This window comes from Methylobacterium sp. A54F (assembly GCF_053346035.1).
The window spans coordinates 51,774-65,352 of record NZ_JBKFBF010000004.1; the positions used below are offsets into that span (position 1 = coordinate 51,774).

The following is a 13,579-nucleotide window of genomic DNA, read 5'->3' on the forward strand; positions in this document are numbered from 1 at the left end:
AGCGGACAGCCTTAACCGGCGGTTTCACGCCGCCATGCCTAACGGGGATTCAACGAGCGGTCGTCATCGCCGGGCAGGTGCTACCGCAGACCCTTATTCGCCGATGCCGAACAGCTTTTCGAGGAAGTTGCGATCGTCCTGGGCAGCCGCCGTGCGGCCGCGCTGTGCCGCCTGCGGACGGGGAGGCGCCGGTTGGGGGGCCTCGCCCACGAGCTGGCCCAGGATGCCGCCGAGGCCCGTCGGCGGGGCCGGCGCGGTCGAGGCCGTCGTCTCCGGCGCCTTGCGCCAGCGGTTCATACCCGGCAACGGGACGGGCGTCTGCCCCTTCAGGGCGGTGGTCATGTAGGCTTTCCAGATTTCGACCGGCAGGGTGCCGCCGGATGCCTTTTTGGTCGGCTCCCCGTCGTCGTTCCCGAGCCAGATCCCGGTGACGAGCGTCCCCGAGTAGCCAATGAACCAGGCGTCCCGGAAATCCTGGCTGGTGCCCGTCTTGCCGGCGAGGTCCCAGCCCGGGATATCGCCCTTCTTGGCGGTGCCGATCACGAAGGTCTCGTGCATCATGGCGTTCATCATCCCGACCGCGTTCGGGTCGATCACCCGGCCGAGACCGCCCTCGCCGCGCTTGTAGAGCAGCTTGCCGTCCGTGCCCTTCACGCTGGCGACCACGTAGGGGATGACGCCGGTGCCGCCGTTCGCGAAGGCGCCGTAGGCGCCGACCATCTCGAGGGGCGTCACCTCTGACGTTCCGAGCGCGATCGATCCGTTGGCCTGGAGCGGCGAGGAGATGCCGAGGCGCTGGGCGGTCTGCACCACCGCCTTCGGGCCGACCTCCTGGCCAAGACGGACCGCGACCGTGTTGAGGGAGAGCGCGAGCGCCGTGCGCAGCGTGACGGCGCCCTCGTACTGGTGGGAATAGTTCTCCGGCTGCCAGGAGCCGATCTTGATCGGCGCATCCTCGCGCACGGTGTCGGGCGTCGCGCCGCGCTCGACCGCCGCGAGGTAGACGAAGGGCTTGAACGACGAGCCCGGCTGGCGCTTGGCGGTCGTCGCCCGGTTGAACTGGCTCTGCGCGTAGTCGCGGCCGCCGATGAGCGCGCGGATCGCGCCGTCCGGCCGCATCGAGACGAGGGCGCCCTGGCCGACGTTGTAGCGGCCGCCCTTGGCGTTCAGCTCGTCGACCAGGGCCTTCTCGGCCGCGGCCTGCAGGCTCGGATCGACGGTCGTCTGAACCACGATGTCCGCGTCGAACTTGCCGACGAAGTCGTCCAGCACGTCCATCACGAGGTCGGCCACGTAATTCGCCGAGCCGCCGCCGCGGCTGCTCGCCGGGCGGGCCGGCTGGGCGAGCGCCACCTTGGCATCCTGGGGCTTGGCGAAGCCGAGCTCCTGCATCGCGGCGAGCACCTGCGCGGCGCGCGCCTGCGCGGCCGGGAGGTTGCGGTTCGGCGCGAGGCGCGAGGGCGCCTGGACGAGGCCGCCGAGCATCGCGGCCTCCGCGAGGCTGACCGCCTTCGCGGGCTTGCCGAAGTAGCGCTGGGCCGCAGCCTCGACGCCGTAGGCGCCGGCGCCGAAGTAGACCCGGTTGAGGTAGAGTTCGAGAATCTCGTCCTTGGTGTACTTGTGCTCCAGCCAGAGGGCGAGGATCGCCTCCTGGATCTTGCGCGAGGCGGAGCGCTCGGGCGTCAGGAACAGGTTCTTGGCGAGCTGCTGCGTCAGCGTCGAGCCGCCCTGCGCCACGCCGCGGCGCGTCAGGTTCTGGGCGACCGCGCGGGCGATGCCGACCGGATCGATGCCCATGTGCGAATAGAAGCGCCGGTCCTCGATCGCCACGAAGGCGCGCGGCAGGTAGGGGGGCAGCTCCTTGATGCTCACCACCCGGCCGCCGGTCTCGCCGCGGTTTGCGAGCAGCGAGCCGTCGCCGGCCAGGATCGCGATGTTCGGCGGCCGCTTGGGCACGGCGAGCTGGTCGATCGGCGGCAGCTGCGAGGCGTGGTAGGCGATGAGGCCGGCGAGCCCGATCACCGCCCACAGGCCGAGAACGATGCCCGCGTAGACGAGCTTGCCCAGGAACGAGGATCCGCGCCGGGCCTTGCGCCGCGGCAGGGCTCCGCGGCCGCCGCCCGTAGCTGCCTTGCCGGCCTTCGGCTTGCCGCCCTTGCCCTGCCCGCTCCGCTGCGCCACGCCGCCTCCCGCCCGATCCTCGCGGGAGAGCCGGACGTCGAGGCTGCCCCTGGCTCCGCCGCGGCCTTCCGGCACGTCGAAGTTCGGCTCCTCCCGGCTGGCCCGTCCGCGTCCGCTCGCCATGCATCCCGTCTCGATCGCTGGGCAGGACGGAGCGGCAGGCCGCCCGCGGGGCGCGAAGCCGGCTCCGTGAGGGCCCGGTTCGGCACGCTAAATGCGGCGGGTTTAAGGGTTCTTAACCCACGCCCTTAGGGTGGCATTCACCGCAACCGGGGAGCGAGAGCCCTCGCTCCGGCCCTGGGACGCCGGCCGCTCAATGCGACCGACGGGCGCCGCGACGGTCCCGCGTCATCCGGGTGGCGGCGTGGAAGTCGTCCGGCTTCGTCCGCACCCAATCCACGAAGCGGCCGATCTCGGGATCCGCCCGCAGGGCCTCGACGTCGGCGAGGCGGCGAGCGATTTCGGCCTCGCTGTAGCGGGCATGGATCGCCGAGTGGCAGATCTGATGCAGCCGCACCGTGCCGCCATGCGTGCCGCCCTTCAGCTTCGGTGTGAGGTGATGGAGGCTCGACTTGGCCCGGGGCGGGATGGGGCGTCCGCACAGGGGGCAGATCACCGGCGCAGCGGCCTCCGGGCCGTGGGTGGCCGGGTCGTCGTCCCGCCAGCGGCGCTCGCGTCGTCCCATCGCGGCCCCTCACTGCGCCCGCGCGGCGGCCGCGGGCGGGCAGGCCTCCGCGGCGGTCGCCCGGAACAGGGCCTCGGCCTCCGCGTCGCGCACGCCGAGGATCGAGACGTGGTCGCCCGGCACGGCGACGAAGCGGGCGGCCCGGCCGGCCGCGTTCGCGAGGCGCCGGCCGAGCTTGACCGGCACGATGGGGTCCTCGCTGCCGTGGACGATCAGCACCGGCCCGCTCAGGCCGGCGATCCGCTCGGCGGAGCGGAAGGTGTCCCGCAGGAAGAGGGTCGGCACGTAGGGCATCGTGCGGCGCACCACCCCCTCCAGGGAGTCGAACGGTGCCTCCAGGTAGAGCCCGAGATGCGGCGCCCGCGCCGCCACCGCCACGGCCACCGCCGTGCCGAGGGAATGGCCGTGGAGCAGGATCGGCGCGCCGGGCGCCCGGCGGGCGGCTTCGAGGTAGGTCGCGATCCCGTCGGCGATGAGGCCGTCCTCGCTGGGGCTGCCGGTCGAGCCGCGATAGCCCCGGTAGGCCGGCGCGATCACGCCCCATCCGGCGGCGGCCCAGCCGTCCGCGGCGAAGCGGGCGGCCTCTTCGGGCTGCGAGCCGTTGCCGTGGAAGCTGATCACGACTCCGCAGCCCGGGCGCGGGGCCCGCCACAGGGCGTAGAGGCGCTCCCCGTCCCCGGTCGTCAGGCTGATCGGCTCAAGGCCCGACGGCACGCTGCGCGTGCCTTGTGGTGCGCCGCCCAGATAGGCGCCCGGGTAGATCAGCCGCCGCTGACCGATCGCGAGGGCCGCGATGCCGGCCGCGTAGAGCCCGGTGATGGTCAGGAGAAGCGTCAGCAGGATGCGCATGGCCCCGAAGTCAGGTGGCGCCGGGCCTGCGCCCGGGTGGCCGGATCGATGTAGGGCCGCCCTCACGGCGATCGCCACCGGGCGTGCCGCGGCACAGGCCCGCAGCGCCCGGGCCCAGCGACGGCGATTGACAACGACACGTGCAGTGTCGAGACTTGGAACCGTTCCGAGGGGGGCCCCATGACGGGGGCTGAGATTGGGCCGAAGCCCTGACCCTTGAACCTGATCCGGCTCATACCGGCGGAGGGACGGGAACCGACGGCTCGACAGTGGGGCCGTGCCCATATCTCAATCCGTGGCGAGTTCGGATCGCTCCAACGCCAGGAGAGATCCAGAGATGAACGCACCCGTCCTCCCCAAGGACTTCCCCAAGGGCAGCCCCGAGACCGTCACCACCGGCCCGATCATGGGGTCGCGCAAGGTCTACGCCGCCGTTGCCGGCCGGCCCGACATCCAGGTCCCCTTCCGCGAGATCGTGCTGACCGATCCGAAGGAGGCGCCGGTGCGCGTCTACGATCCGTCCGGCCCCTATACGGAGAGCGATGCGCGCATCGACCTGCACAAGGGCCTTCCGGGCGTTCGCGAGCCCTGGATCGCCGCCCGCGGCTACGCCTCGGTGGAGGCCCGGGCGGTCAAGCCCGAGGACAACGGCTTCGTCGGCGCCGACAAGCTCGTCGCCCCCTGCCCGGCCGAGCGCCCCGTGCGCCGTGCCGCTCCCGGCCAGATGGTGACCCAGTACGAGTTCGCGCGCGCCGGCCTCGTCACCGAGGAGATGATCTACGTCGCGCACCGCGAGAACCTCGCCCGCGAGCAGATGCTCGAACGGGCGGAGGCCGCGCTCGCCGACGGCGAGAGCTTCGGCGCCGCGATCCCGGCCTTCATCACCCCCGAGTTCGTGCGCGACGAGGTCGCGCGCGGCCGCGCCATCATCCCGGCCAACATCAATCATCCCGAAGTCGAGCCGATGGCGATCGGCCGCAACTTCCTGGTGAAGATCAACGCCAACATCGGCAACTCGGCGGTCACGTCTTCGGCCGCTGAGGAGGTCGAGAAGCTCGTCTGGGCGATCCGCTGGGGCGCCGACACGGTGATGGACCTCTCGACGGGTCGCAACATCCACAACATCCGCTCGTGGATCGTTCGCAACTCCCCCGTCCCGATCGGCACGGTGCCGATCTACCAGGCGCTGGAGAAGGTCGGCGGCGACCCGCTGAAGCTCGACTGGGAGGTGTTCAAGGACACGCTTATCGAGCAGGCCGAGCAGGGCATCGACTACTTCACGATCCACGCGGGCGTGCGCCTCGCCCACGTGCCGCTCACCGCGCGCCGCGTCACCGGCATCGTCTCGCGCGGCGGCTCGATCATGGCGCGCTGGTGCCTCGCGGGGCACCGCGAATCCTTCCTTTACGAGCGCTTCGACGAGATCTGCGACATCTGCCGGGCCTACGACGTGTCGTTCTCGCTGGGCGACGGGCTGCGCCCCGGCTCGATCGCCGACGCCAACGACGCCGCGCAGTTCGCGGAGCTCGAAACCCTCGGCGAGCTCACCCGGATCGCCTGGGACAAGGGCTGCCAGACCATGATCGAGGGCCCCGGCCACGTGCCGATGCACAAGATCAAGGTCAACATGGAGAAGCAGCTGCGGGAGTGCGGCGAGGCGCCCTTCTACACGCTGGGTCCGCTGACGACCGACATCGCCCCGGGCTACGACCACATCACCTCGGGCATCGGTGCCGCGATGATCGGCTGGTTCGGCACCGCCATGCTCTGCTACGTCACCCCGAAGGAGCACCTGGGGCTCCCGAACCGCGACGACGTGAAGACCGGCGTGATCACCTATAAGATCGCCGCCCACGCCGCCGACCTCGCCAAGGGCCACCCGGCCGCGCAGCTGCGCGACGACGCCCTCTCCCGGGCCCGGTTCGATTTCCGCTGGGAGGACCAGTTCAACCTCTCCCTCGATCCGGACACCGCCCGCGCCTACCACGACGAGACCCTGCCGAAGGACGCCCACAAGGTCGCCCATTTCTGCTCGATGTGCGGGCCGAAGTTCTGCTCGATGAAGATCACGCAGGACCTGCGCGCAGAGGTGCTCGCCATGGAGGAGGCCGGGCAGGTGCTGAACGCCGCGCCGATCCTCTCCTCCGCCGAGCGCGAGGCCGGCATGGCGCAGAAATCGGCCGAGTTCCTGGCCGAGGGCGGCAAGCTCTACGTGGACGCGGCCGAGTAGGTCGCGCGACGAGACGGCGCGCCGGATTCTGTTCCGACGCGCCGTCCACACCGAAGGCAGGGGTCGGCGTGGCAGGCACGGACGCGTCACAAGAGCAGATATTGCTCAGCATCCGGCGCCCTCTGAGCGAAGAAGTTTCACGAGCGAGGCGCGAACCGGCCGGACCTGTCAGAAGAAGCCGAAATTTCGAAGATCCGCTAAACGGTTTGTTGACGCTTTGCCGTGATCGGGCCGGCCGGTTAAGGACCGCGCAAGCATCGCAATGGTTCACTGCGGCAGTGCCTCCTCCGCAGGAGTTGAGCGATGAGTGAGATTAGTGCCGCCTGGCCCATCGGCCGGGCGTCCGCCACGCCGACCGTCGACCCGGTGCGCAGCACCGGGGAGGCACGGGCGTCCCGGGACCCGAAGGCCGAGCAGCGCCTCGCACCCGCCGTGACGGTGGACGTGTCGGGAAACGGCGAGGCAGCGCGTGGGCGGCCCGATTCGGGCTACGAGGGCCACTTCATCCGGGACACGGATTCCCGCCAGATGGTCTACCAGATGATCGATCCGGCCTCCGGCGACATCATTCTCCAGATTCCGGACGTGACGGTCCTGAAGGCGCGGGCCTACGCCGAGCCGCAGAGCGCGTCCACCAGCGAGGGAGCCGTCGACAGGCTCGCCTGAGCGACGTCCCCTCCGGCTTCCGGACCGAACGACCGAGCACCCACGCAGCCGACCCGAGGCCGGCTGCGTGGGCGCCGACGCGTCGATCGCATCGTTTGAGTTCGGGCGCGAGCGCCCGCCCGGCGGCTCAGGTCCGGCTGAGGCCGGCGGCGAGGTTCTGGTTGATGGAGATCAGGGCCGACAGCTTGTCGGCGCTCGGCTCGACCATGGTGTCGAGCATCCGCCGGAACACGAAGATCGCGAGGCCGGTGATGTTCTGCTGGATCTCCTGCGGCAGGGGCGAACCCGGCTCGGTCGCCGCGGTCGCCAGGATGGTCCAGACCTTCTGATTGAAGTTGAGCGCCCGCTGGAGGCCCGAGGCCTGATTCGCCCAATCGTCCTTCACGGCCTGCATCTGCTGCGCGGCCTTGATCAGGACGGCGGCTTCCGCCTCACGCGGCGACAGGACGCTGCGCGAGGTCCTCGCGTAGGCGTTCGCAGCTTGCATCATCGGCGCGGCTCCCCCTAGCACCCGGTGGACTGCGCGGCCGATCCGGGGTTGGATGACGTAACAGCCTGCCCGTTAAGATTGGGTGATCGGCCGTTTCGCCCCAATCCCGCCCGCTTGCGCGGCGAGCAGAGAGAGGCGGGCACGCGGGTGCTCCCGGGCATGTCGGGGATGATGAACTTCGTTTTCGGGACGATCGCCGGGGGGATCATCGCCTGCATCGCCACCATCGCGGCGGCGCGCCATCCCGACGTTCAGGAGCGCCTCGGCCTGCTGCCGGTGCGGCCCGCGGCACTGGCCCCCGCCGTCACCGTGAGGCCGCCCGAGCCGCCGTGCCGCGCCCTTCCGCAGCAGACGCGCGTGACCACGGACGAGGTGTTGTTCTCGAAGCGTCGCTTCTGGTCGCTCGCGCCCTGAGGCCCTTACCTGCGCGCCTCAGACGCTGCTGAGCAGGAACATCACCATGGTGGTGGCGACGGTGGTGCTCAGGAAGCCGCACAGGGCTGCCGCGAAGGACGGGCCGGTCTGGCTCTGCAGGGCGGGGCGGATCTCGACGTCGCTGGTCATGGTGTGGGCTTTCGTTCGCGATTTGGGTGTTCGCGTGGATCTGAAGATGTCGTGAAGGGCTAAGCTTGCCTGTGCGGTGCCGCACCTGCGTAGCAGAATGGGAGCGAGAGGCCCTCGCTCAGTCGCAGCGGTTGACCCGCTTCGCGACGCGCAATGCGCGCAACTCGCTGCGGAGGTCGATCGCTACGACGCCCGCTCCGCAATCCTCGAAGGCGTCCCGGGCGTCGTTGTAGCGGTCGCCGACCTCGTCGAGGGTGTCGCAGACGCGGTCGTGGTTGCCGAGACGGGCTTCCTGGCGGGCCTGGTAGCGGAGGGCGTTGGCCTCGTCGACCTTGCGCTGAGCGTCGAGGCAGGCGGGCTGGGCGAGGGCCGCATGCGTTGCGAGGCACATTCCGAAGATCAGGGATCCGGTGGCCAGGGGTCGAAACGGGGAAACTCTCATCACGAAACCGTTGCGTCTGCTATCGGGGATTCAGGGTGAGGCAGAAGAAACATTCGGTTACTTGCCTCGGCCCAGCGATTTGCCTCGGTCATCGTCCGTTCAGGCCACAAACGGCTCAGCTCTGCCGATGGTTCCGCGCGGATCTACCGGAGCGGCGCCGCCGCGAGACGAGGATCGCCTCCAGCCGGACCGGCGCGGGCCCCTGCGCATCGACGCCGACGTCGTACTGGCGGGGCATCGGGGTGAGCTTGCCGTGCGAATGGCCGTGGAGGTTCAGCGCTCCGCGGCCGATGCCGTTCCAGGTCCTGAACGCGTAGTGGCAGAGCACGAGGCGGCGCCCCTCGACCTCGATCTCGGCATAGTGGCCGACCGAGGCCCAGCCGGGCGCCGCGAGGGTGCCCGGTCCATCGTTGTTGCCGATCACGAGGCGCTTCGTGCCGTTCAGCGTCGCGAGGATCTCGGCTACGCGCGCGTCGCTCCGGCCGAGGGCGAAATCGCCGAGGTGCCAGACCTCGTCGGCTGATCCGACCGTCGCGTTCCACGCCGCGATCAGGGCCGCATCGTGGGTCGCGAGGTCCGGGTAGGGTCGGCGGTCGAGCCGCAGGATGCGCGGATCACCGAAATGGGTGTCGCTCGTGAAGAAGACCGCCATGTCCCGCCGCTCCGGCGCCGCGGGCGGCCGGTGGCTGTCCGAGGGCGCTGGTGCAACGCAGGGGCCGCACCGAGGATGCGGGCCGCTGTCGAGTGGTCGAGCTTAAACATTGTTTCAATCTTAAGTAGAAAAGGTACTACAACTTGAGGTTGTGTCCGGGGTAGTCTGACGGACGGATCACGGGCGGCCTAGGCGCGGTCGCTCTCAGGAAGGTGCGCACATGTCGGACGAGCACAACACCTTGGACCTCGCGACGAAGATCGTCTGCGCGTACGTCGCAAAGAACAACATTCCGGGGCTCGCCCTCGGCGGTCTGCTCACCGAGGTCCACAGGTCCCTCTGCGCCCTGTCGATGCCGGCGCGTCCGCGGCAGCCTACCGAAGCCGAGATCGAGGCATCGATCCGGGCCGATACCCTGATCAGCTTCGAGGACGGCCGGCCCTACAAGGCCTTGCGCCGCCATCTCGCCATCCGGGGGCTCACCCCGGAGGCCTACCGGGCGAAGTGGGGCCTGCCGATCGACTATCCACTGGTCTCGGCGACCTACAGCGCCCGGCGCTCGCGGATCTCCCGCGACATCGGGCGCAACCGCGGCCTGCGCCTGCAGCAGGCGGCCGAGTGAGGTCGGCCCGTCGTCGGTGAGACGGTCCTCGGGCCCGCTCCGACGCCCGTGACGAAGCGCCCTAGCGGGCGCCGCAGCCGATGCAGATCCCCTTCTGGATCTTATCGTCCTGCTTCATCTGCGGGGTCCGCTCCTCGCGGTCGGCCGAGGTCGCACCTCCCGCGGCGGCTCCGGGCGGCTTCGTGCGCCCCACCGTCGAAGTGTTCGGCGCCGTGACTGTGGAGGTGGGGCCGCCGCCCGTTCCGGTCTGGGCAGGGGCCTGCGCGGCCGCGGGCCACGAGAACGTGAGAGCGGCGGCCATCGCGGCGGCGATGAGGCGCGTGTTCGGCATCGGGCAATCTCCTTCAGCGGCGTAACGCGGGAGCCCGGCCGCGGTTCGGGCGCGCTTCGGTTCTGGTCGACACGCCGGCAGCTTTGCAGATCGGGCATCCGGGCCGTATCAGGGCCGGCCGCGAATCGAGCCGCGCGTCGGCTCGGTCGCCGAGCCCGCACCCGACGAGTCAGGAGCCGCTGCCGCGATGCGGGAACCGAATGCGATCGACTTCTGGCGCGGGCTCGCCCTCGTCACGATCTTCATCAACCACATTCCGGGCAACACCTTCGAGCGCTACACCTACTCGCAGTACGGCATCTCCGACGCTGCCGAGCTGTTCGTCTTCCTGGCCGGCTGGTCGATCGGCATCGCGACGCGCACGCGGGACGGCCGCCCCGAACCCCGGGGTAAGTCCGTGCTGCGGCTCCTGTCGCGCACCGTCGAGGTCTATCGTGCCCAGCTCACCGTCATGGTGCTCGCCCTCGCGTTGATCGCCGGCACCGCGCTCGCCCTCGACAACCCGCTCATCCTCGAGTGGCACAACGCCGGCACCTTCTTCGCCGACCCGATCCAGACGATCGTCGGCATCACGCTCCTGAGCCACCAGCTCGGGTTCTTCAACATCCTGCCTCTCTACGTCATCCTGCTCGGGACGGCGCCGGTCTTCATCCTGCTGGCGCGGGTGAGCCGGGTCGGGGCGCTCGTCCTCTCCGCGACCCTCTACGGCGTGAGCCTCGTCGAGGAGTGGAACCTGCCCTCCTGGCCCGGCGAGGGCGACTGGTTCTTCGATCCCCTGTGCTGGCAGCTCCTGCTGGTGCTCGGCTTCGTGATGCAGGATTGGAACCGCACCTCGCCGACCCTCGGGCTCTGGGCGCGGCGCCTGTTCCCCGTGGGCATCCTGGTCGTCGTGCTGGGCGCCGTGCTGTCCGTGCTCGGCCTGCGGCCGGACCCCCTCGCGGTCCCGGAGCCGCGCCTCATTTTCACCTTTGACAAAACTTACCTTTCGCCAGCCCGATTGATCCATTTCCTCGGCGTGCTGCTCGCTTTTCGCCCGGTCTATGCGATCATGGCGCCGCGGATCGGTTGGGTGACGGAATACTTGGCTGGCCTCGGGCGCAACTCGCTCGCGGTCTTCTCGATGGGTTCGGTATTGAGCCTCGCCGGTCAGCTCTTGCGTTTCTGGACGGGCGGCGGCCTGTTCGTCGATATCCTGGTCATCACATCGGGACTACTTGGTCTGGGTCTCACCGCATGGTTCGTCGAATGGCGCTCCCGCAAGCCTCGCCCCGGCGTCTGAGCGCAATGGCCAGCGCCCTGTCGGCGCTCGCGGCCCTGGCCGCCCTGGCGCTTCTGCCGGACGGTGCCGCTGCGCAGGGCGGCACGCCGACGGTGATCTCGCCGCCCACCGCGCCGCCCGCGACCGGGCCCGAGGGCATCGACCCGAGTCTGTCTCCCGAATGCCGGGTGCCCGGCTCGAAGCTCTACACCCTCGCCAAGCTCAAGGCGGTGAAGACCGCGCTCAAGGAGAAGCGGCCGGTGCGCGTGCTCGCCATCGGCTCGACCTCGGCGGGCGCCGGCGCTTCCGCGACCTATCCGGTGAAGCTGGAGACCGCCCTGGAGCGGTCCCTGCCGGACGTCGACGTCGTCGTCGAAGCGCGCGGCCTGCAGGGTGAGATCGCCTCCGGGGCCGGCGAGCGCCTCCGCACGATGGTCGCCGACGTGGAGCCCGACCTCGTCGTCTGGCAGGTCGGCACCCACGACGCCCTCGCGCGCGTCGAGATCGATGCTTTCGGGGATGCCCTCGACGAAACCGTGAAGTGGATCAAGTCCCACGAGATGGATGTGGTGCTGGTCGATCCGCTCTATACCGCGAGCCTCGCCGACGATGAGTACTACAACAGCATCGTCCGCAAGGTGCAGGAGGTCGCGGCCCGCGAGCAGGTGCCGCTGGTGCAGCGCTACGAGGCTATGCGCTACCTCTCGGGCCGTGCGACGGACAAGGGCGAGGGCCACCTGCTGGGCCGCCAGTTCCGCCTGAACGACCTGGGCCTGCGCTGCATGGCCGAGCACGTCACCCGCGCGATCACCCTGTCGCTGCTGCAACCGGACGTCACGGGGACGGCGGGGCCGGTCATCGCGAAGGACCTGCTCGGGACGGCCGCGGCCCCGCCCGCGACGCGCTGAAGCGGCCCCGATGCCTATGGTGTGAGCGCACAGTTCGGCGGTAACGAACAGGTTTCGCTGCGCCGCCATCCGGATCGCTTAGGCTCTCGTCTCCGAAAGCAAGTGCTCGTCGGCTAGAGAACACTTTTTGTTCAACAGATCATTATCGGTTCATCAACGCTCCGCGATTAGGGTCGAAAGACAAGAAAGTTTGCGGAGACGCCGGCATGTCGATCCTTAATCCGCGCCCGAATCCGATCCTGTCCGCCCTCGATCTCTCCCAGGCACGCATCGAGTTCGACGTGGATGGCCGCATCCTCGATGCCAATGCCCTCTTCCTTGAGAGCCTCGGTTACGAACTCGGCGAGATCCTGGGCCGTCACCACAGCCTGTTCCTGCCCCAGGCCGAGCGGGATGCGCCGGCCTACAAGGCGTTCTGGCAGGCCCTGGCGCGGGGCGAGTTCCAGGCCGGCGAGTTCCGCCGCATCGGCAAGGGCGGTCGGCCCGTCTGGATCCAGGCCTCGTACAATCCCGTCCGGGACAGGCGCGGCAAGGTCGTTCGCGTGGTCAAGTTCGCCGCCGACGTCACCGCGCAGAAGCAGCGCGACGCCCTCTTTGCCGGGCAGATCGCGGCGCTGAACCGCTCGCAGGCAGTCATCCACTTCACCCTCGACGGCACCGTCACGGACGCCAACGACAACTTCCTGCGCACCATGGGCTACGGGCGAGACGAGGTGTTGGGGCGCCATCACAGCCTGTTCCTGCCGGCGGCCGACCGCGGCTCGGCCGCCTACGCCGCCTTCTGGCGCGCCCTCGCCGAGGGGCGCCATCAGGCGGGCGAGTTCCGCCGCATCGACAAGGCCGGGCGGGAGGTGTGGATCTTCGGCGCCTACAACCCCGTCCTCGACGCGGATGGGAAGACCTGCGCGGTGGTGAAATTCGCCACCGACGTGACCCGCGAGGTGCAGGAGCGCTTGCGCCGGCAGGAGGGCCAGCGGGCGATCGATGCCGATATCGCGGCGATCACCGAGGCGATGTCCGACGTCACCCGCCAGGCCCGCACCACGAGCGACACCGTCGCCCAGACCTCCGGCAACGTGCAGGCCGTCGCAGCCGGCGCCGAGGAGTTCGCCGCCTCCATCGAGGAGCTGAGCCGCCACGCCGCGGAGGCTCAGCTCGCCTCCGACGAGGCGGTCCAGAAGGCGCGGCAGGCCGGCGCGATCGTCTCGGGGCTCACCACGGCCGCGGACAAGATCGGCGAGGCCGTGACGCTGATCCGGTCGATCGCCGACCAGACCAATCTCCTGGCTCTCAACGCTACGATCGAGGCGGCCCGCGCCGGCGAGGCCGGTCGCGGCTTCGCGGTGGTGGCCGCGGAGGTCAAGGCGCTCGCCGGGCAATCCTCCCGGGCCACGGAGGAGATCGCCACGCAGATCGGGGCCGTGCAGGGCGCCACGGCGCATTCCGTGGAGGCCATCGAGGCGATCGCCGCCTCGATCGGCCAGCTCAGCGACATTTCGCTCAGCGTGTCCTCGGCCGTCACCGAGCAGGCTGCGGTGACCCGCGACATGTCGGTGAACATGCAGAGCGCGGCCGGCAGCGTGAACATCGTGCATCGGAACATGGAGACCATCGCGGCCGCCGCCGACGAGGTCGACGCCTCGGTCCGCAAGGTCGCGGCCGCCGCCCGCGCCCTCGGGTGAGCCATTAACGGCGCCGCAA

15 protein-coding genes and 1 riboswitch are annotated in these 13,579 nt (G+C 70.0%); of the genes, 7 read left to right on the top strand and 8 right to left on the bottom strand.

The window, feature by feature from the left end; translation table 11 throughout:
• Positions 1–93: 93 nt before the first annotated feature.
• From ACLBXP_RS08360 to ACLBXP_RS08370, 3 genes are all read right to left on the bottom strand, one after another.
• Positions 94–2,304, bottom strand: a complete 2,211-nt coding sequence (locus ACLBXP_RS08360; protein ID WP_447667170.1) for a transglycosylase domain-containing protein — start codon at positions 2,302–2,304, stop codon at positions 94–96.
• 190 nt (positions 2,305–2,494) lie between these two features.
• Positions 2,495–2,866: a restriction endonuclease gene (locus ACLBXP_RS08365; protein ID WP_447667171.1), complete on the bottom strand. Its 372-nt coding sequence runs from the start codon at positions 2,864–2,866 to the stop codon at positions 2,495–2,497.
• A 9-nt stretch (positions 2,867–2,875) separates the two neighbouring features.
• Entirely contained in the window at positions 2,876–3,715 is an 840-nt protein-coding gene (locus tag ACLBXP_RS08370) for an alpha/beta hydrolase (protein WP_447667172.1), read from the bottom strand.
• Between the two features lie 159 nt (positions 3,716–3,874).
• Positions 3,875–3,981, top strand: a riboswitch (TPP riboswitch).
• Positions 3,982–4,052: 71 nt separating this feature from the next.
• On the opposite strand from ACLBXP_RS08370, the gene thiC reads away from it, so the two are divergent.
• Together thiC and ACLBXP_RS08380 are read left to right on the top strand one after the other, a co-directional pair.
• Complete coding sequence (gene thiC, locus ACLBXP_RS08375) at positions 4,053–5,945, top strand: phosphomethylpyrimidine synthase ThiC (RefSeq protein WP_447667173.1); 1,893 nt, start codon at positions 4,053–4,055, stop codon at positions 5,943–5,945.
• A 303-nt stretch (positions 5,946–6,248) separates the two neighbouring features.
• Entirely contained in the window at positions 6,249–6,611 is a 363-nt protein-coding gene (locus ACLBXP_RS08380; RefSeq protein ID WP_447667174.1) for a flagellar protein FlaG, read from the top strand.
• Between the two features lie 127 nt (positions 6,612–6,738).
• Here the strand turns inward: ACLBXP_RS08380 and flaF are convergent, their stop codons facing one another.
• Positions 6,739–7,101 (bottom strand): flagellar biosynthesis regulator FlaF, encoded by a 363-nt coding sequence (gene flaF / locus ACLBXP_RS08385; RefSeq protein ID WP_447667175.1) that lies wholly within the window; start codon positions 7,099–7,101, stop codon positions 6,739–6,741.
• Positions 7,102–7,269: 168 nt separating this feature from the next.
• Here flaF and ACLBXP_RS08390 point away from each other — a divergent pair, with 168 nt between their 5' ends.
• Entirely contained in the window at positions 7,270–7,515 is a 246-nt protein-coding gene (locus ACLBXP_RS08390) for a hypothetical protein (protein WP_447667176.1), read from the top strand.
• An 18-nt stretch (positions 7,516–7,533) separates the two neighbouring features.
• On the opposite strand, the gene ACLBXP_RS08395 is transcribed toward ACLBXP_RS08390, so the two are convergent.
• The 3 genes from ACLBXP_RS08395 to ACLBXP_RS08405 form a co-directional block, all read right to left on the bottom strand.
• Positions 7,534–7,665, bottom strand: coding sequence for a hypothetical protein (locus ACLBXP_RS08395; protein WP_447667177.1), 132 nt, complete (start codon positions 7,663–7,665; stop codon positions 7,534–7,536).
• A gap of 118 nt (positions 7,666–7,783) precedes the next feature.
• Positions 7,784–8,107 (bottom strand): hypothetical protein, encoded by a 324-nt coding sequence (locus ACLBXP_RS08400; protein ID WP_447667178.1) that lies wholly within the window; start codon positions 8,105–8,107, stop codon positions 7,784–7,786.
• Positions 8,108–8,222: 115 nt separating this feature from the next.
• Positions 8,223–8,759 carry a metallophosphoesterase family protein gene (locus tag ACLBXP_RS08405; protein ID WP_447667179.1) on the bottom strand — a complete coding sequence of 179 codons (537 nt, stop codon included), beginning with the start codon at positions 8,757–8,759 and terminating at the stop codon, positions 8,223–8,225.
• Between the two features lie 220 nt (positions 8,760–8,979).
• Here ACLBXP_RS08405 and ACLBXP_RS08410 point away from each other — a divergent pair, with 220 nt between their 5' ends.
• A complete protein-coding gene (locus tag ACLBXP_RS08410; RefSeq protein WP_447667180.1) occupies positions 8,980–9,381 on the top strand; it encodes a MucR family transcriptional regulator in 402 nt (133 codons plus the stop codon).
• Between the two features lie 61 nt (positions 9,382–9,442).
• On the opposite strand, the gene ACLBXP_RS08415 is transcribed toward ACLBXP_RS08410, so the two are convergent.
• The gene (locus ACLBXP_RS08415; RefSeq protein ID WP_447667181.1) at positions 9,443–9,712 is read right to left on the bottom strand and encodes a hypothetical protein; all 270 of its coding nucleotides are present in this window, start codon (positions 9,710–9,712) and stop codon (positions 9,443–9,445) included.
• A gap of 187 nt (positions 9,713–9,899) precedes the next feature.
• On the opposite strand from ACLBXP_RS08415, the gene ACLBXP_RS08420 reads away from it, so the two are divergent.
• From ACLBXP_RS08420 to ACLBXP_RS08430, 3 genes are all read left to right on the top strand, one after another.
• The gene (locus ACLBXP_RS08420) at positions 9,900–10,991 is read left to right on the top strand and encodes an OpgC family protein (protein ID WP_447667182.1); all 1,092 of its coding nucleotides are present in this window, start codon (positions 9,900–9,902) and stop codon (positions 10,989–10,991) included.
• A gap of 5 nt (positions 10,992–10,996) precedes the next feature.
• Positions 10,997–11,878 (top strand): SGNH/GDSL hydrolase family protein, encoded by an 882-nt coding sequence (locus ACLBXP_RS08425; protein WP_447667183.1) that lies wholly within the window; start codon positions 10,997–10,999, stop codon positions 11,876–11,878.
• A 206-nt stretch (positions 11,879–12,084) separates the two neighbouring features.
• A complete protein-coding gene (locus tag ACLBXP_RS08430) occupies positions 12,085–13,560 on the top strand; it encodes a methyl-accepting chemotaxis protein (protein WP_447667184.1) in 1,476 nt (491 codons plus the stop codon).
• Positions 13,561–13,579: the final 19 nt, after the last annotated feature.